The sequence below is a fragment of the Pontixanthobacter sp. CEM42 genome (assembly GCF_017812015.1).
Lineage (GTDB): Bacteria > Pseudomonadota > Alphaproteobacteria > Sphingomonadales > Sphingomonadaceae > Pontixanthobacter.
In genome coordinates this window covers 776,427-794,016 of sequence record NZ_JADQTN010000001.1, presented here as the reverse complement: position 1 = coordinate 794,016, position 17,590 = coordinate 776,427, and the positions used below count along the sequence as shown (strand labels likewise).

Annotated in this window: 13 protein-coding genes; 4 read left to right on the top strand and 9 right to left on the bottom strand. The window is 57.2% G+C overall.

The genetic code is table 11. The features are described from left to right. The first annotated feature begins 68 nt into the window (after nt 1-68). Both argJ and J9777_RS03835 read left to right on the top strand, forming a co-directional pair. Nucleotides 69-1,295, top strand: a complete 1,227-nt coding sequence (gene argJ / locus J9777_RS03840; RefSeq protein WP_209347443.1) for a bifunctional glutamate N-acetyltransferase/amino-acid acetyltransferase ArgJ — start codon at nt 69-71, stop codon at nt 1,293-1,295. After that, the gene (locus J9777_RS03835) at nt 1,292-2,095 is read left to right on the top strand and encodes an inositol monophosphatase family protein (protein WP_209347442.1); all 804 of its coding nucleotides are present in this window, start codon (nt 1,292-1,294) and stop codon (nt 2,093-2,095) included. The genes argJ and J9777_RS03835 overlap by 4 nt, the downstream gene beginning before the upstream one ends. 7 nt (nt 2,096-2,102) lie before the next feature. Here the strand turns inward: J9777_RS03835 and trxA are convergent, their stop codons facing one another. The 9 genes from trxA to J9777_RS03790 all read right to left on the bottom strand — a co-directional run bounded on the left by trxA (nt 2,103) and on the right by J9777_RS03790 (nt 15,836). Continuing rightward, nucleotides 2,103-2,423, bottom strand: coding sequence for a thioredoxin (trxA, locus tag J9777_RS03830; protein WP_209347441.1), 321 nt, complete (start codon nt 2,421-2,423; stop codon nt 2,103-2,105). A 56-nt stretch (nt 2,424-2,479) separates the two neighbouring features. Further along, nucleotides 2,480-5,953: a double-strand break repair helicase AddA gene (addA, locus tag J9777_RS03825; protein ID WP_209347440.1), complete on the bottom strand. Its 3,474-nt coding sequence runs from the start codon at nt 5,951-5,953 to the stop codon at nt 2,480-2,482. Then, nucleotides 5,950-8,910 (bottom strand): double-strand break repair protein AddB, encoded by a 2,961-nt coding sequence (gene addB, locus J9777_RS03820; protein WP_209347439.1) that lies wholly within the window; start codon nt 8,908-8,910, stop codon nt 5,950-5,952. Before addB ends, addA begins: the two co-directional genes overlap by 4 nt. Then, nucleotides 8,903-9,634 carry a nucleotidyltransferase family protein gene (locus tag J9777_RS03815; protein WP_209347438.1) on the bottom strand — a complete coding sequence of 244 codons (732 nt, stop codon included), beginning with the start codon at nt 9,632-9,634 and terminating at the stop codon, nt 8,903-8,905. The genes addB and J9777_RS03815 overlap by 8 nt, the downstream gene beginning before the upstream one ends. Beyond that, entirely contained in the window at nt 9,631-10,632 is a 1,002-nt protein-coding gene (locus J9777_RS03810) for a phosphotransferase (RefSeq protein WP_209347437.1), read from the bottom strand. Before J9777_RS03810 ends, J9777_RS03815 begins: the two co-directional genes overlap by 4 nt. After that, nucleotides 10,629-11,072 (bottom strand): tRNA (adenosine(37)-N6)-threonylcarbamoyltransferase complex ATPase subunit type 1 TsaE, encoded by a 444-nt coding sequence (gene tsaE / locus J9777_RS03805; protein ID WP_209347436.1) that lies wholly within the window; start codon nt 11,070-11,072, stop codon nt 10,629-10,631. Before tsaE ends, J9777_RS03810 begins: the two co-directional genes overlap by 4 nt. After that, a complete protein-coding gene (locus tag J9777_RS03800; protein WP_209347435.1) occupies nt 11,069-13,405 on the bottom strand; it encodes a PAS domain-containing sensor histidine kinase in 2,337 nt (778 codons plus the stop codon). Before J9777_RS03800 ends, tsaE begins: the two co-directional genes overlap by 4 nt. 148 nt (nt 13,406-13,553) lie before the next feature. After that, nucleotides 13,554-14,966 carry an adenosylhomocysteinase gene (ahcY, locus tag J9777_RS03795; RefSeq protein WP_209347434.1) on the bottom strand — a complete coding sequence of 471 codons (1,413 nt, stop codon included), beginning with the start codon at nt 14,964-14,966 and terminating at the stop codon, nt 13,554-13,556. A 246-nt stretch (nt 14,967-15,212) separates the two neighbouring features. Beyond that, nucleotides 15,213-15,836 (bottom strand): hypothetical protein, encoded by a 624-nt coding sequence (locus tag J9777_RS03790; protein ID WP_209347433.1) that lies wholly within the window; start codon nt 15,834-15,836, stop codon nt 15,213-15,215. A gap of 180 nt (nt 15,837-16,016) precedes the next feature. Here J9777_RS03790 and J9777_RS03785 point away from each other — a divergent pair, with 180 nt between their 5' ends. Then, entirely contained in the window at nt 16,017-16,496 is a 480-nt protein-coding gene (locus J9777_RS03785) for a peroxiredoxin (protein ID WP_209347432.1), read from the top strand. Nucleotides 16,497-16,625: 129 nt separating this feature from the next. Further along, complete coding sequence (locus tag J9777_RS03780; protein WP_209347431.1) at nt 16,626-17,588, top strand: phosphatase PAP2 family protein; 963 nt, start codon at nt 16,626-16,628, stop codon at nt 17,586-17,588. Nucleotides 17,589-17,590 lie beyond the last annotated feature (2 nt).

Here is a 17,590-nt window from a genome sequence, read left to right as displayed (position 1 = left end):
AACTATACGCCTAATCACTCGGCTCTCAAGCTTGCAGGGTAAAGCGTTGCGCCATAAGGGCGGAAACCATGGATATCGAACGCTCTCCGCTTGCTACACCTTTCCCGGAAATGCCGTCCATCGATGGCGTGAAGCTGCGCGTGGCACGTGCGCAGTACAAAGAATGGGATCGCTGCGACCTAACCTTGATCGAACTGTGTGAAGGCACCGCAGTGGCGGGAGTATTCACCCAAAGCGCCTGCTCCTCGACCGAAGTAGAAATGGGCCGTGAGCAGGTGAAAGCAGGCTCGGCGCGGGCGCTGATTGTCAACGCTGGCAATTCCAACGCATTCACCGGCTATCGCGGTCGCGAAGCGGTTGAACAGATCATGGCACAGGTCAGCGAAGGCCTAAGCTGCGAGCCTAGTCAGGTCTTTGTATCATCCACTGGCGTTATCGGTGTACCCTTGCCGAAGGACAAAGCACGTGACGGTGTTGCAAGCGCCTTGACCGCAACGGAATGCAACTGGGAAGATGTCGCGAATACCATTGCGACCACCGATACCTTCGCAAAGGGTGCTACCGCGTCTGCCATGATCGGCGAGACTCGTGTCGAAATCAGCGCGGTAATAAAGGGTAGCGGCATGATTGCGCCAGATATGGCCACAATGCTCGGATATATCTTCACCGATGCGGCAGTTGATCCAGCTTTCCTGCAAGAAGTTCTACAATCTGCGAACACCAAGACATTTTCCTGCATAACAGTCGACAGTGACACATCGACCAGTGATACCGTTTTGGCTTTTGCAACGGGCAAAGCAGGCAATGTTCCACTCACATCTTTCAATGATGCAGGCGCAGATGCCTTTGCCGCCGCCATCAGCGATATGTGTCGCCAGCTTGCACAACTTGTAGTCCGCGATGGCGAAGGTGCGCAGAAGTTTATCGAAATCGCAGTGACCGGAGCTGCAAGCGATGCAAGCGCTCACAAAGTTGGCCTCGCCATTGCGAACTCGCCGCTGGTCAAGACCGCAATCGCTGGTGAGGATGCCAATTGGGGCCGCGTGGTGATGGCCGTTGGCAAAGCGGGTGAGCCTGCCGATCGCGACAAACTATCGATCGGGTTCGGTGGACATTGGGCCGCGCGCGATGGGCAGCCGGTTGCCGACTATGACGAGGCGCCAGTTGCCGAACATTTGAAAGGCCAGGACATTACGGTCGAAGTTGATCTCGGTATCGGATCGGGCCGCTCGACGGTTTGGACCTGCGACCTTACTCACGGATATATTTCGATCAACGCGGATTATCGCTCATGAAGTCACTCAACGATGCAATGCTCGCCCTGCTCCAACAAGTCAGCGAAACGGCGATCTTACCGCGCTTTCGCAATCTGGAATCCAGCGAAATTGCCGACAAGGGCAAGAACGAGCTTGTCACTATTGCTGACAAAGAATCCGAAGTGATGCTGGCCGAAGGATTGGAGAAACTGATCCCCGGCCTCGCTATTGTTGGTGAAGAGGCAAGCGAAACCGATCCGTCGGTTCTGGACGGTTTGTCACAGCAATGCTGGATCATCGACCCTATCGACGGAACTGGAAACTTCGCCAGTGGCAATCCGCCTTTCGGCATCCTGATTGCTTTGGCCGAAGGCGGAATAACGCAGGCGGGATGGATCTACGATCCGCTGACGCAGCGCTACTGCACCGCACATCGCGGCGAAGGTGCATTTGTAAACGGTGAGCGCATTATTTCGAAAACAACCGGCCACATTCCGCCGGTCGCAGGTATCTCGACTTTGTTCATGCAAGACGGTCTGCGCGAGCAGATGCAGGAGCATATTGCCCCGCACTACACGTTAGTCGACATTCCTCGCTGTGCTGCCGAGCAGTACCCGCGCCTCGCGCTAGGAACCAATGATGTCACAATTTTCCAGAGAACACTGCCGTGGGATCATGCAGCGGGTGCGCTGTGGCTCAATGAAACCGGCGGCAAAGTCGCCCGTAATGACGGTTCGGATTACCGCGTCGATGAGTGGGATCGCCCAGGCCTAATAGGAGCGGCCAGCCCCGCCCTGTGGGAGGAACTGGCCGCACGAATTGTTAAGTTGGATCAGTAGCGCAGGCTTAAAGCTCGCCTTCGATCCACCCTTTAAGTGCATTCTTGGGTGCCGCGCCCAGTTTTTGCGAAACGGGCTTGCCGTCTTTGAACAGCACCATCAGCGGGATTGACTGAACACCCATCTCGGTAGGAATGCCGGTGTTTTCGACAATATCCATTTTGGCGATGGTGATCTGATCGCTCAGCTCGTCACTGATTTCCTCCAGCGAGGGGCCGATCATTTTGCACGGGCCGCACCAATCCGCCCAGAAATCCACCAGAACTGGCTTATCGGATTCGAGCACGTCGGCTTTGAAACTGTCGTCGGTGACGTTGATGGTCGCCATGAATTATCTCCTGTTGTTGCCCTCTATTTAGGGTCAATATCCGGTCACTCAACGCCTTAGGCGGGAAAGCTTTCCTGCTTTGTGGACAAAGTGGATTTGTTGGCTGCGAGGACCTCAGCTGGAATCTCGATCAGCTTCGGCGTTTGCGTGTAAAGCAGCGCCGCCTTGATCGTGCGGGCCGGATATATGGCTGCAAGCGCTGCTGCGTAAGCAGACATCTGCCGGATTGAAGCTGTGGGGACTGATGCCAAACTATCCGGTGGCCGCCGTGCAGTTTTGAAATCGACAACTGTGACTGTGTCGCCGGTAACCAACAAACGGTCAGCAATACCCGCAATAACCTGACCATCGACAGTCGCAGCAAGCGGCACTTCCGCCAATGTATCGGGCGCGAAGATTGCTTCGAAACCGGGTTCTTCGAGCACTTTCAATGCAGCCGTCAAAATCTCTTCACGTGCGGTCTCGTCCAGATCACTCGCGTGCTTGGTAAGCCAGTTTTGTGCACGCTCAAACCGTTCTGATGAGGGAACATCCGGCAGACGTTCGAGCAGACTATGGATCAACACACCGCGGCGCGCGGCAACGCGCAGGCTATCACCCGAGAGTGGTGGGTCGGCTGCTTGTTCTTCGCCCGCCGATGACGGGGCGAGAGGGCGCGGCGGGCGCGGTTCGGGCCCGATTGGAGTGGCCGCCCACTTTGGGATTTCTGGCGCATGGAACACTGGCGTTTCAGTAGATGTGAGCCCCACAGAAGGTGGACGCTGTCCGACGACGCGCCTTGCACCAAAATTGGCATCATCCTGCATGTCATCGGGAAACAGAGGTGCAAGCTGTGCATACCAGCTATCATCCGCCGGAACCTCTTCGCGCTTACCGAGCGCACCGCCGATAAACAACGCCTCTTCAGCGCGGGTCATAGCCACGTATAGTAAGCGCCAATGCTCCTGCCGTTCTTCCCGCGCAATTGTCTCCTCGGCTTCCAGAACCGGCCCGACCTTTTCGTCTTTGCGCAATGACGGAATAGGAACTGAACGTGCGGCATCTTGTCCGATCACATTCTCCGGCAACGCAACGCTGCGCACTGGCGAACTGTCCGGATTGCCGGTTGCATCGGCCAAAATGACGATGGGTGCCTGTAGGCCTTTCGATCCGTGCACCGTCATGACGCGGACCAGCCCTTCGCTAGCCCCTGCCTCGCGCTTCAGTTCGCTTTCGCCCGCATCGAACCATTGGATAAAGCCCTGTAGGCTCGGCGTATGGGCCGACGCAAACGCGAGTGCCGCATTAAGCAGCTCATCAATCGGATCATTTGCCTCACGCCCCAAGCGGGACACGAGCTTTGACCGACCCTTCCATGGTCCAATCAACATCCAATGAAGCAAAGCTTGTGGAGGTTCGTAATCCGCCAACCGCAACAGATCACGCAATCTGTCGGCAGTCTCCGCTGCCAAAGGCGCAACGGATTTGCGGATGTGATCCCAAAGATGGATTCCCTTGTCGCGATATCCATGCTCGAGGAGATCGTCCTGCGACCAGCCGATCAGCGGCGAAACGAGCAAGTTCGCCAAACTCAAATCGTCCAGCGGTTGCGCGGCAAACCGCAACGCCGCCATCAAGTCCTTCACCGCCAGCGGTGCACCCAAGCGCAGCCGATCAACGCCGGCAACGGGCACTCCCGCAGCGTGAAGCCGCGCGACAATTAGGCCTGCCAGCTCCTTCCGCTTGCGTACCAGAATCATAATGTCGCCCGGCCCAGCGTTGCGCGGTTTGTCGCCCTTCACCAGCGGATAACCATCATCCAGCCATGCGGTTACTTGGCCAGCGATCTTATCCGCCATCCGCCGCTCGGGCTCAGACAGCCATGTATCACTGCCTTCCGCGTCATCTTCATCGTCGGGCTGCGCGCTGACAGGGTTCCAGAGCACGACCTCACCGGTGCGCTTTTGGCCGACATGCTCGCCGGGATGCTCGGCGAGGCCAAATTCCTCGAATCCGATGCGATCAATCGCCTGATCAACAAAATCGAGTACCGGCTGCGCCGTCCGGTAGGACCGACCTAGGTTGAGGCTTCTGAGTGGGCGCGCGTCGATGCGATCTCGCAATCCTTCCGCATTGCCCGCAGCATCCGCCATGATCTTGGCGAAATGCTTGCGCGAGATTTCAAAGTTCTCGGGGCTAGTCCCTTGGAAACGGAAAATCGCCTGCTTGTAATCCCCGACCACAAAGATCGTGCGCAGCTTGCCGTCACGCTGCCCTTTGCCGACAAAGTAATCCTCTGCCAGGGCGCGAATGATCGACCATTGCGCTTCATTGGTGTCCTGCGCCTCATCGATCAAAATATGATCGAACTGCCGGTCCAATTTGTAGCGTATCCAGTCGGCAATATCTGCGCGGGATAGTAAAGCTGCAGCCCGGCGAATTTGATCATCAAAGTCTATCAGCCCTTCGCGCTTCTTGGCTTCATCCCAGCGCAATGCGAAGCGCCGTCCGATACGCAATGCCGGCGCGAGCCACTCCGCCAAGGTCAGTAGCATTTGCAATTCACGCACTGCTGAAAGTGATGCCATCACCTCCGCTGCCGCGTCGGCATAAAGTGGATCAATCTTCTCGAGCGATTTGACGGAGCGCGGATCTCCCTTTTGTGTGAACAATGCCGCCGCCATCTCCTCTGACAGTTCGACGCGCTGTGCTGGTTTGGCCGCCAACCAAGCGGCAATTGCATCGGCTGATTTCAGTCCGGTCTTGGTGCCCCATTCTGCGTTCACCGCCGTGCATTGTTGCAACGCCGATATCGCAAATTCACCGTCTGCACACAGAGCCGCGACATCATCCGGCCCAGCATCTTGGTCCAGGCCAATCAACTGCCGCACCCGCCCAGCCAGATCATCCTGCCAACCGGACTCGCCAAACCATACTTCGCGTGCCTCAGCACAACGCATCAGCCAACTGCGCGCGCCATCTGCGCCCATTCGGATACTGAGCATCGCCAAAGCGTCGAGCAGTTCCGTCTCATTGGAAGTTTGCCAATCGACCAGCATGTCCGCGAGCACCTTGTGCGCCAGCACATCGCGGTCGCGATCTTCCATGGCTCGCGATCCCGGAGACAGTCCTGCCTCTTCAGGAAATGCAGCCAGTAACCACTGGGCGAAAGCATGGATAGTATCGATCCGCAAACCGCCACCCGGACAGTCCAGCACGCTAGCAAACAAGCTGCGCGCGCGGCTTTGCGTGTCAGCGTCAACGGGAGCGCCAATCGCGCGCAAATCAGCCGCGAGCACCTCAGGCTTCATCCGCACCCAATTGGCGAGCACTTCACTGACGCGCGTCGCCATTTCCGCCGCGCCAGCCTTGGTAAAGGTCAGGCACAATATCTGCGAAGGATCGACATCGCGGCGCAGCAGCAAACGCAATACGCGTGCCGAAAGGACCTGCGTCTTGCCCGTACCGGCCGAAGCCGACAGCCAGACACTTTCTTCCGGATCGACCGCCAGGGCCTGGTTGTCTTTAAGCTGAAAAACCTTCCCACTCATGCCTCGCGCCCCATCCACTCATCGAGCCGCATCAATTGGTCGAAAGTCGAATAGACATTCGCATCCGGATTGAGGCGAGCAGTGAACGGCTCATTACCCAATATCCAACGGTCCAGAGCATCATCAAGATACTCTTTGGCCTTGGGCAGAAAGTCCTCTGGCGGAATGCCGCTGCGTTTGCTGCCTTCCAGAATAGGCGTCGCTACAAAGCCAAAACCGGTATCGCTTTTGTCGCTTTTGGCGAGCGACCAATATTCGAACTTGGTCGCGCTTCCGGTCAGGTTTTTGAAGGCCCCTGCCTCTGCCATCAGGCCGATAGTACCGAGCTGCAAAGCAAAGCCTTTCTCGACCTGCTTCCCGGTTGGTGGACCGCCCGTCTTGTAATCGACAATGACTAGCTCTCCGCCCTCCAGCACATCAATCCTGTCAGCCTTGCCGAAGATGGAGACGCCGCGGATGTCCATATCGCCCCATTCTTCGAACAGTGCAGGCTTTCGGCCATCCATCGACGCAATTGCGTCCTCAACCCATTCGAGCGCCTTCATCAAACGTGGTTGCCACAATGCTCGCATCAGCGGATGCGCATTCATTTGCTGAAGCACTTCGCCAGCCACTTCGGTCATAGGTCGCTGAGACTTGTGCCACTCTTCAAGAATTTCATGCGCTGCAATCCCGCGCCATGCAGCAGACGGTTCAGCATCCAACCCATCGAGTTCGCCAAGCCGCAAGATCGAACTGGCGTAGAACTGATACGGATCGGATCGCAGCCTATCGAGTGCTGTTACGCTGATCCGCTGCTTGCGCTGCTCCGCAGAAGGCATCGGTTCCGGTATCGGATACAGCGGCGCGGGTTCCGCATGATCAAGCGCTTGGGCGAGAGCAACAGCATCTGTTTCGCTATGCTTGCCGATCAAATCTGCACCGAGCAGTGCCTGAACCCTTAAAAGGAACCGCGAGGGAATGGTTGGACCCGAAATATCGCGCTGTGCTCTGCTAAGCACCACCTCTGGCGCGCCTAATGCTCCAGCAAGATCATGCGCGGCCAAGCCAATACGGAAATCCGCACCTGGCACTCCCAGTGCCCGCAATACCGGCGGTGCGAGCAATGGATCGGTGGTAGGCGATGCGGGCCAACTGCCCTCATTCAGCCCGGCACAGATCACCAGATTCGCGCGGCTCATTCGCGATTCGAGCAAACCATAGATCGCAACGCGCGGGTGCCCGCCATAAGAAGGGCGGACTGCCACTGCCTCCATCGCGTCGCGCAGAACCGTATGCAGATCGGCGCTATCTATATGCGTTGGAACGTCGGTTGCGTGGAGTCGCAACTCTTCGACAAAGCTGGCCAAAGCACGGCCATCTTCACGCGACCATAAGGCATCGCCACAGAGTTGTTCGCCAGCCTTTGCAAGTGCGCTCAATGCGGCGGCCAAGCGCTGGCCTTCGCGTACTTCCATCATCGGAGAGAGGATTGCTTCAACCTCGCTCCACCAGTCGGACACCTGCGCATTTTCGGCCTTAGCCGTTAGTTCTCCCAAGTCTGCCGCCGGGCGTGGTCCACGCAGTTTCAACTCGAATGCACGTGCCTGCGTCAGCCATGTCCCGCGATCCTGATCGAAGTGCACCAGCGGGTGTTCGAGCAGAGCCATCAGCGGGACCGGCGCGGCCCGCTCGGCCATCACTTCGGCGAGTAACAAGAACAAACGGCCAGCGGGCGTTTGCGATAGTGGGCGCCCAGCAGAATCGTCCGCCTCAATATGCCAGCGGCGCAAATGCTGCACGACTCGGCGTACCAATCCGCGATCTGGCGTCACGACGGCCACGCGTTTTTCCGGCTCGTCAATCGCTTCCCGGACAAGCAAAGCAATCGCCTGTGCTTCTTCTTCGGGATTGGCGGTTTCCATAATCCGCACGCCCGAGAGGCGGCGCTTGTCTGCGGGCAGATCGACCCAGCCTTTGCTAGCTTCGGGCGGCAGGAACAAGCTGGAAATGGCGTGCGTGCGATCGGGCGATGCCGCCGTCATTCCTTTGCGGTGCCAAGGTTGAACCTCCCCGCGCGCAATCCCCATCCGGTTGAGCAACAACTTCAGATGATATTGCGGGTGCGTAACCGCATCCCCGCGCTGGAAGGGAGTATCGTCAGCAGTTTCAGTATCGCCCGCGGTGCCAAGCTCCTCCCAAACAGGTTCGTCCATGGAAAGATCAAAATCCGGTAAGATCACACCCCCTTGGGGCAGCTGCGACACAGTCTTCAATAGACGCGCCAACGCCGGGGAAGCGCTCGTCACACCGACGGCAACAATAGGTGTCTCCGGCGGATTTTCGCTCCAACTTCTTGCTGCATAGTCAAACAGCCGGTTGCGCCGCGATGCGGCATCGAGCGCCTGTAGTTCTTCAAGCTCAACTAGCCAGCGCGCCTGCACCCTTGCAAACAGCCGCAAGCTATCCTGCCAGTGCTTGGACAAATCTTCGTCAAGATTGATGATCTTTTCAGTCAGCAGCTTTTCGGGACCGACGTCTTCGACCAGCAACCGATCCATGGTGACTGCGATGTCCTTGGCAAGCCGCAACTTGGTGGCTGAACCGGGCGCATCTTCGCCCATTTCTTCAGAAAGCAGCTGTGCCAACCGTAGCCAGCGATGCGTTGGATCGATCGCGACGGGAATGTCAGTGGCACCCAGCGGATCGAGCAATGATCCGAGCGCCTCGTCCAGATCAAGATCGCCGACCACCGCCGTGCGCGGCATCAACATTCCTTGCTCGCCTTCTGCGCCATAGTGCCGAATGAAGGCCTCGGTCACAGTTCGCACAGCGCGTGTGCTCGGCAACAACAGTGTCAGCCTAGCCAGGCCGAAATCACCATCGGAATAGCGCGGGACCAATCCTGCAACCAGCGCATCGGCAAAGCCGCGATGTGCGGCGATGGAATATACTTTAGGCCCTACCCGCTCACCCACGCCGGAGCGCTTCTTCGGTCGGTTTTATCGCCTCTGGCGTGCCGACTTCGAACCAGTGCCCGGTGAAGCTGGTCCCGAACAACCTGCCCTCCTCAATCGCGCGGTTCCACAGGATGTTGGTCGAGAATTTACCCTCGGGCGCCTCGCGCAGCAGCCGATGCGAAACGAGTTGGATGCCGGTATAAATAAAGGGTGCGATCCTGCCTGACCGCCGCCGCGATACGCGCCCATTCGCATCCATATGGAAATCGCCTTTGCCGCGGAAGTTTGCCGCGCGCGCGTGCGGAACAAGCAACAGAAGTGCGTCCATCGTATCCGGATCCCAACGCTTCGACAAATCGTGGAAAGCATCACGTGGACCGTCGAGCCAGATATTGTCAGCATTCAAGCAGAAAAACGGATCGGGAAGTTCGCTTTGCGCTTTCACCATACCGCCACCGGTTTCGAGCAGAGCATCACGCTCGTCCGAAATCACAACTTTGGGGTTACCCCGCTCACCGACATGTGCCTCGAGAGCATCCGCGAGATAATGCACATTGACCACTGCGCGCGTGACACCGCCTGCTTCCAACCGGTCCAGCGCATGATCAATCAGCGGTTTTCCCGCAACGCGAACCAAGGGTTTGGGTTGCGACGCAGTAAGTGGGCGCATCCGCTTGCCCATACCTGCCGCCATGATCATCGCAGTGTCGGATGCGAGTTTGCTCGGCACGGGTTTGCTCATTGGGGCCGCCCTCCCTTGGCATCGCGCAATTCTTGCGGAATATTGACACCAAACCAAGCTGCAACGGGAGCTAGTGCCGGATGCGCTAGATCGCGTTCCATCGCCTCCCAAACGCGCGGGATAAGGTCCAGGTAGTGCGGTTTGCCATCGCGCTTGTTCAGTCGCGTGAAAATACCGACAATCTTGGCATTCCGCTGAGCGCCCAAGCGAGCATAGTCAGCCTCGAACTCGGCATCCGGCTGCGCCCTGGCGATGTAGTGATCGAGCATCGCACGCTCCAATGCCGGCGAAACATCGCGGCGAGCATCTTGCAGAAGCGAAACGAGATCATAGGCCGGATGCCCGACAAGAGCGTCCTGAAAATCGATCAGGCCCTGCGCACCCGAACCATCCGTTGCGGGATCCAGCAGCATGATATTCTCTGCATGATAGTCACGAAGTACGGTTACACCCGGCTTCTGCCGATCAAACATCGGAGAGAGCGCTTCCTCCCAAGCAGCAATATACCCGGCTTGGTCCACCTCCAAGCCCATCGCAGGGCAATACCATTCGGTCAGGAGCGCCGTCTCGCGCTGATAGACCGCCAAATCATAAGGATTGAACGGGCCAGCGGGCTGCTGATGGAGATCGACCAATGCGTCGATAGCAGCTTGATATGCTTTCATTTCACCAGCAGGATTATCATCGAGCCAGTCGCGCATTCGGTCATTGCCGAAATCTTCAATAAGAACCCAGCCCTGCGGAGCATCGTCAGCGTAGATTTCGGGAGCGCGTTGCTGGTTGCCCGAGAGCCAGCGCGCAACACGCAGGAATGGTTTTGGATCTTCCTCTGGCGGAGGAGCGAACATCAGCATTGCCTTACGGCCCCCGTCACCGGAGCTGTCCTTGATCCGGAAATACCGGCGAAATGATGCATCACCCGGGATCGGGTCAATATCCGCTCCACCCCAACCGGCGGATTTCAGGAAAGAATCAATACCGGCAGGAAGTTCACTCATGACCAGCGGTCTACCCAATCTGCTCCAGTTTCGACAATCGCAATCCGGCCTTCATCCGCAGTTTCCAACGTGATCGAAAGGCACCCCGGCTCATGCGCAAAGCCGCCTGCATGGCTGGGCCATTCTGCTAGCAAGGCAGCACCTTCGCGGTAATCATCGAGGCCAATCTCCTCGACCTCCGCCGGATCATCAAGCCGATAGAAATCAGCATGAACCAATGGCAGCGACACCGCAGGAGGATCGTAAGTTTCGATGATCGTAAATGTCGGCGATGGAACTTCGCCTTCGTGACCCAGGGCGGCAATGATTGCGCGAGCCAAAGTGGTCTTTCCTGTGCCGAGCGTGCCGGTCAAAGCTACCACGTCGTCCGCCCTCAAAAGTCCAGCGATCTTGGCACCGAAAGCGTCCATCGCGGCCAAATCAGGTAGCGCTATGGTCACGGGATCAGGATCACCGCGGCGGTACCCTCGCCCCGCCGCGAATGGATTTCCAGCGTGCCCCCATGCGACTCAACAAGTTGACGCGCCAGCGGAATGCCTAGGCCCTGCTTTTTGGTATCATTCTGCCCGGCCATCGCGCGTTTGAGCTCGTCTTTGCTCATCCCAGCGCCATTGTCGGAGATAACGATTTGAGCGACGCCTTTCTGTTTGGACAGATCCACGAGTATCTTGCCGCCGCTCGGCGTCGCCGCGATTGCGTTGTCGAGCAACTGACCGATGGCTCGGCCCAATTGCCGTTCATCGGCCTCAATCTTGCCGCTCGCTTTATTCCCGCGCAGATCGAGCGTGATCTCACCGTCGCTGATCGCCTGCTCGCGGCTGCGGACCACGTCGGTAACGAACGGCATCAAATCGAGCCGTTTCTTGTTGAGCGGCAACAGACCGGCTTCGCTTTGCGAAAGATCGAGCACATTCTCAACCTGATCGGTCAGGCGTCCGACCGAATCGATAATCGCGTCGACATATTCCTTGCCTTGATCGGACAGATCACCCGCCACGCCAGCCTGAAGCAATTCGGCAAAGCCACCAATCGATGTAAGCGGCGTGCGGAATTCATAGGACATGTTCGACAGGAACTGGGTCTTAACCTCGTCGGCCGCTTCAAGAGCCTTGTTACGTTCGCGCAGCGCGGACTCAGCTTGTTCGTTTGCGGTCACATCCAGCACTGTAAGCAAGCCATTGCCATCGGGCAGCGGAATACCTGCGAATTCCAATGTCCGGCCATCTGCCAGCGCAATCCGCCCGCCCTGCTCTTTCCGATCGAGAGTCGCGGCACGAATAACTTCGCCAATGCCCTTGGCTTGTTTCGATTTGGCGAGATTGGGCGCGATCGCTTCAAGAAGCTCCTCTGCCGATGGATGTGCATCGAGAAGTTCTGGCTCCAAGCCCCAAGTACCAGCGAAACTGCGGTTCCAAAGCTGCAGATGTCCATCGGGCGCAAAAACGGCCAACGCTTCAAACAAACTGTCGAACGTCGCGGTGCGTGTGCGCAGCAAAGTATCGCGCGTTGCGGACAGAGCCAGTTGTTCGGTCCGATCTTCCGCTACGATCACCAGCCCGCCATCGGGCATTGGCTGCGCGACGATCCGCAAGTGGGTGCCGTCTGAAAGCGGCCATGCTTCTTCCTGTGTCTCGCCGGCATTGAACCATTCAGTGTGTTCAGCGCGCCATTCCGGGAAATCACGAACCTCGGGAGTGCGGCCGTTCTCACGGGCATTCTGTAACAACCGCTCGAAACCGACACCTTGCGACACAACGCCTGAATTGAGCGCAAACACACGGCGAAACGGTTGGTTGGCGAAGGTCAGCTTGCGATCCGCGTCGAACTGGCCGACGCCAATCGATAACTGATCAAGCATAGATCGCTGGGCATCACGGAACGCACGGAATTGGCGGCCTTGCTCTTCCATCTCCTCGATATCGACGGCGTATCCAGCGACCCCCTCTTTACCGAGCGGCAGGTCACTGACGCGCAAGGCACGGCGTTGCCCTTGGATTGTCGCGGTGACGATCCGCTCGATAGGCATCTTCTTCTCGTAGGCCTGACCCGCCACCTGTGCTGCGGTCAAACCGTCGACCGACTCGATAAGCTCCTGCTGCTCAACCACGGCCTTGTCCGCATCGACCGCGCCAATCGCGTCGACATAGGCTTTGTTGACCAATTGCAGCTTTGCATCAGGGCCACGAAACCACATCGGCATCGGCGCCGCTTCGATAATCCCGACGAGCGCGCCAAAATCACCCTTGGCCCGGGCAGCTTCTTCACGCAGGCGCGAAAGCTCGCTTTCGCTCTCGCTAAAGTCAAATATCCAGACAAGCGCGGCTCCGCCCGGTGATACTTGCGGGTCAGCCAAAACACCTCGAACCGCCAGACTGCGCTGAGAACCCGGAGGCGTTAGCGCCATTCTAAACGGAGCTGCTGTTTTCTGCGACCGCCGCACATTCTCTGTCAGTTCTTTCAGTTGATCTGCCGACAGGCCTTTACCATGATCACCGGCTTGCCCACCGTCGAGCTCACTCAAATATTCGGGCAGAGTGTCGAGCCCCAGCCATCCGGCCAATCGGTCCGATCCTTCGATCCTGCCATCCGTGCGCACGATCAGCGGAATCGCGGGTGCCTCGTCGATCATCCGCGCCATCCGGCGGGCAGCTTTCTTACTGCCTTCCGCTCCGCGCGCTTTTCCGCCAGCGGAAATCATCATCCACGCAGCCGCCACCATCCATGCCGCAAGCAGCAGTCCGATGACAATCAAGGCAGTGGGCGAAATTTGCATTGCATTTCAGCTATGCGCCGCGCGGGCATGTTGCAACGTGCTTTCGCGCTAAATCGCCAGAAGTTTGCGCAAAAACGACAAACGCCACCCCCGCAATGCGAGAATGGCGTTTGTTTCGATCTGAAGCCGCTATCTGGCGGCGTAAATCTTAGTAGCGATAGTGTTCCGGTTTGAACGGACCTTCAACCGGCACACCGATGTAGTCGGCTTGCTCTTGGCTCATCTTGGTCAGCGTAACGCCCAGCTTCTCGAGGTGAAGCGCAGCAACCTTCTCATCCAAATGCTTGGGCAGCACGTAGACTTCATTGTTGTACTCATCGCCTTTGGTGTAGAGTTCGATCTGCGCAAGTACTTGGTTGGTGAACGAACAGCTCATCACGAAGCTTGGGTGACCGGTCGCACAGCCGAGGTTTACTAGACGGCCTTTGGCAAGGATCATGATCTGCTTGCCATCGGGGAACGTCACGAGGTCAGTGCCTGGCTTCACTTCGGCCCAATCGTAATTGTCGAGCGCGCCGATTTGAATTTCGCTATCGAAGTGACCGATGTTGCAGACGATGCTCATCGGCTTCATCGCTTTCATGTGCTCAGCCGTGATCACGTCTTCGTTACCGGTGGTGGTGACGAAGATATCGCAACGCTTGGTTGCTTCTTCCATCGTCACAACTTCATAGCCTTCCATCGCGGCTTGAAGCGCGCAGATCGGGTCGATTTCGGTAACCATAACGCGCGCACCGCCATTGCGGAGGCTGTCGGCAGAGCCTTTACCCACGTCACCGAAACCGGCGACACAAGCGACTTTACCAGCCAGCATCACGTCAGTTGCGCGGCGGATCGCGTCAACCAGCGATTCCTTACAACCGTAGAGGTTGTCGAACTTCGACTTGGTGACCGAATCGTTCACGTTGATCGCAGGGAAAGGCAGCTTGCCGTTCTTTGCGAGATGATAGAGGCGGTGAACACCAGTGGTGGTTTCTTCCGAAACACCCTTCAGGTTCTTGACGGTTTTGGTCAGATAGCCGGGGTTTGCCTTCACAAACGCCTTTACCGAACGCTGCATTTCAATTTCTTCTGGGTTGGTGGGAGCAGGCATTTCTTCGCCGGCTTCGATCCGTGCGCCCCAAAGAGCGAATGCAGTCGCATCACCGCCATCATCGAGGATGATATTAGCAGTCTGGTCAGGGTCAGCATCAGTGCCCCATGAGAAGATCTTTCCCACGTAATCCCAATAATCCGCGAGGCTCTCGCCCTTGATCGCGTAGATTGGAATGCCCGCTTCAGCCATTGCAGCGGCAGCGTGGTCCTGTGTCGAGAAGATGTTGCAAGTTGCCCAACGGATGTCTGCGCCCAGTGCTGTCAGCGTTTCCATCAGCACAGCAGTCTGGATGGTCATGTGGAGCGAGCCGGTGATGCGCGCACCCTTGAGCGGCTTGCTGTCACCGAATTCTTCGCGCAGCGCCATCAGGCCCGGCATTTCGGTTTCCGCGATGTTGATTTCCGCACGGCCATATTCGGCGAGTGAAATATCCTGAATGATGTAGTCTTGTGCTTCGACAGCCACGCAAATTCTCCTGAATTCAAACAAATTGCGCCCCGATCAGGAGCGCTTCAATTCTGCGATCCACATAGCGTCGGGGCGCATGAGATGCAAATATAAAGATATCTTTATATCATCTGAGCGCGTTGCTCTGGCACTAAGTTTGAAAACGTCTCATCAGGGCGGTTTGCCGCACATTTATTGCGCAACAGAACTGCTCGTCGACCTAGTGCAGTTCTGTTGCGTGTCATCAGGACCTGCCGATTTGGCCTAGCGCCGCACTGCGACTAATGTGCCGCCCTCGGGAGCAGGCACTTGGACGGTTTGCATCGCGATGGTTCGGGCGATGACCGTCCGGGATTGTACCCGTTGTAGATCGCTCGGAATAGCCGCCGCTGGCCCTGTTCCCAGCAAGTGGTCAACTGCGGCGTGTAACTCGGCATCGCCACCAAAATCAGCCAATTCAGCCGTCGCCTGCCCCAGCTCTTTGCAATCAAGCCACGGGTGTCCCTGGCCATACTCATTGGCCATGCTGACGATCGCCCGATCAAGCGCCCTTTGCCCATGCGTTTCGCCGTGCTGCGCCACTAGCCCAGCTTTCATTGTCATATGCGCATTGCGTAATGTTGGCAGGTGCCGAGCTGCAAAACGCTGATAGGCAAGTTGAAAATCATCGGGCCCGCGTCGGCAGCGCAACGAACTGACCATCAACATAATTTTCAGCTTCTTCAACTTCTCGGCTGGCGGCGTTGGTGGCAGTTGCACCTGCACCTCCTGCACCTCCTGCTCCTCCTGCTCCAGCTTTAACGATTGTTCTTGTGCGGCCACAGGTTGAGTGGTGGTGAGCGCTATCGCGGCAGCAAACACGGCCGCCGACCCATAAATATATCGCATATCTAATCTCCCTCCGCAGGCCCCCTTGCCCGCCGGGAATAAAGCTGCGTCCAGTTCTTTACGGTTTTTTAAACAGCCAAAGTGAAGCGAGATTCACCATATATGCAGACCGCAATGGTTGCGGAAATGCCGCATAACACTATTTAGAAAGCTGATCTCTCAAACGAAGGAAATTCCGGAATGACAATATCCGTAGGCGACAAGCTCCCAGACGTAAAACTGGCCAAGGCGACCGCTGAAGGCCCAGAGGCGGTTCAGTCGAGCGACTATTTCGCTGGCAAGAAAGTGGCATTGTTCTCAGTACCCGGTGCCTACACGCCGACCTGCTCGGCTCGTCACTTGCCCGGATATGTCGAGAAGGCTGAAGAGCTCAAAGCCAAAGGCGTTGACGAGATTGCCTGCACGGCAGTGAACGATGCGTTTGTGCTCGGCGCTTGGCAGGGTGCGAACGATGCATCTGATGTAACGATGCTGGCAGATGGTAACGGCGAATTTGCACAGGCTGTAGGTTTGAGCATGGACGGATCGGGCTTTGGCCTTGGTCAACGCGGCCAGCGCTTCTCGATGATCGTCAATGACGGCGTGGTCGAGCAACTCAATGTTGAAGCACCGGGTGACTTCTCGGTTAGCTCAGCCGAGCACATGCTGGGCCAGCTATAGAATTATATTGAGGCGACCGGGTATGATGCCCGGTCGCACTCATAACCGTGGCGTCGAAGGGTTGGCCACGCAAATATCCAAGCCCGCACCGTTTAGGTGTTAGTAACCATCTTGCGATAGCCGCTTTGTATGAGCACGCGCGCATCACCCCCCATTTTTGGTAATTTTCCCAGTACGGGTGACGTATTTCGTGCTGTCCTTACTCGTAAAGTGCTTGTTCTAAGCGCACTATTCGGGCTGTCGATCAGCGTACTAACCGCAATCCTGTTACAAACAGGCTTGGTTCTGAAAACTTTCGAGTTTGGTCGCTTTGTCCTCCTCGCAGCCGCAATGTTTGTGCTTTCGGGTTGGTGCTACGTACGCAAGATCGATCCGCGGTTTGCTGATTCTGCGAATATTATCGGCGTAGCGACTATCGCACTGATGCTGTGCGGGTTGATCGCCAATACAGGCATTCGTGTAAACATGCCTGTGGCTGACGGGACATTGGCCGCGGCAGACGCGGCAATCGGCTTGAACATGGCCGATGTCGTACGACTTAGCGCCGAAACGCCGTGGTTATCCTTTGTGCTCCATTTCGCATACAATTGGTCAGCGCTGGCGGTCGTTGTTGCGGTCGTAAGCATGTTGGCTTTCAAACAGAGCGTGCGCGCATGGGAACTGGTGCTCACCGCAGTCATCGCCATGCAGGTGGTCGCGATCATATCGGTATTCTTCCCTGCCAAGGGTACCGCATTTTTCTACGATCTGATTCATCTGCAGGGCAATGGGATCCCGGCAGGAGCTGCCGTATATGCCGGCGAGACATTCGACTGGTTCTATCACGGATCGGAAACTGTAGTCGGTCTCGCCGACCTCAACGGTGTGGTCGTCTTTCCCTCGTTCCATACTGTATTGGGCTTGCTCGCAACGCAGGCTCTGTGGAACACAAAAGCACGGTGGCCCGCAGTTATCTGGAGCGCCGCCGTTATACTATCAACTGTGCCAATGGGCGGCCACTATGCGGTTGATCTAGCTGCGGGCGTGATAGTGTGGGTCGTGTCGTACAAAATCGCGCTGTGGACGCTCGACAAGCGCCAACCCGCGCAATGATT

Excerpts from the sequence above, each read along its gene's own strand:
- J9777_RS03790 (WP_209347433.1), bottom strand. The coding sequence starts at position 15,836 with ATGCGATATATTTATGGGTCGGCGGCCGTGTTTGCTGCCGCGATAGCG.
- addA (WP_209347440.1), bottom strand. The coding sequence starts at position 5,953 with ATGAGTGGGAAGGTTTTTCAGCTTAAAGACAACCAGGCCCTGGCGGTC.
- trxA (WP_209347441.1), bottom strand. The coding sequence starts at position 2,423 with ATGGCGACCATCAACGTCACCGACGACAGTTTCAAAGCCGACGTGCTC.
- J9777_RS03810 (WP_209347437.1), bottom strand. The coding sequence starts at position 10,632 with ATGAGTGAACTTCCTGCCGGTATTGATTCTTTCCTGAAATCCGCCGGT.
- J9777_RS03815 (WP_209347438.1), bottom strand. The coding sequence starts at position 9,634 with ATGAGCAAACCCGTGCCGAGCAAACTCGCATCCGACACTGCGATGATC.
- J9777_RS03780 (WP_209347431.1), top strand. The coding sequence starts at position 16,626 with ATGAGCACGCGCGCATCACCCCCCATTTTTGGTAATTTTCCCAGTACG.
- J9777_RS03800 (WP_209347435.1), bottom strand. The coding sequence starts at position 13,405 with ATGCAAATTTCGCCCACTGCCTTGATTGTCATCGGACTGCTGCTTGCG.
- argJ (WP_209347443.1), top strand. The coding sequence starts at position 69 with ATGGATATCGAACGCTCTCCGCTTGCTACACCTTTCCCGGAAATGCCG.
- J9777_RS03785 (WP_209347432.1), top strand. The coding sequence starts at position 16,017 with ATGACAATATCCGTAGGCGACAAGCTCCCAGACGTAAAACTGGCCAAG.
- J9777_RS03835 (WP_209347442.1), top strand. The coding sequence starts at position 1,292 with ATGAAGTCACTCAACGATGCAATGCTCGCCCTGCTCCAACAAGTCAGC.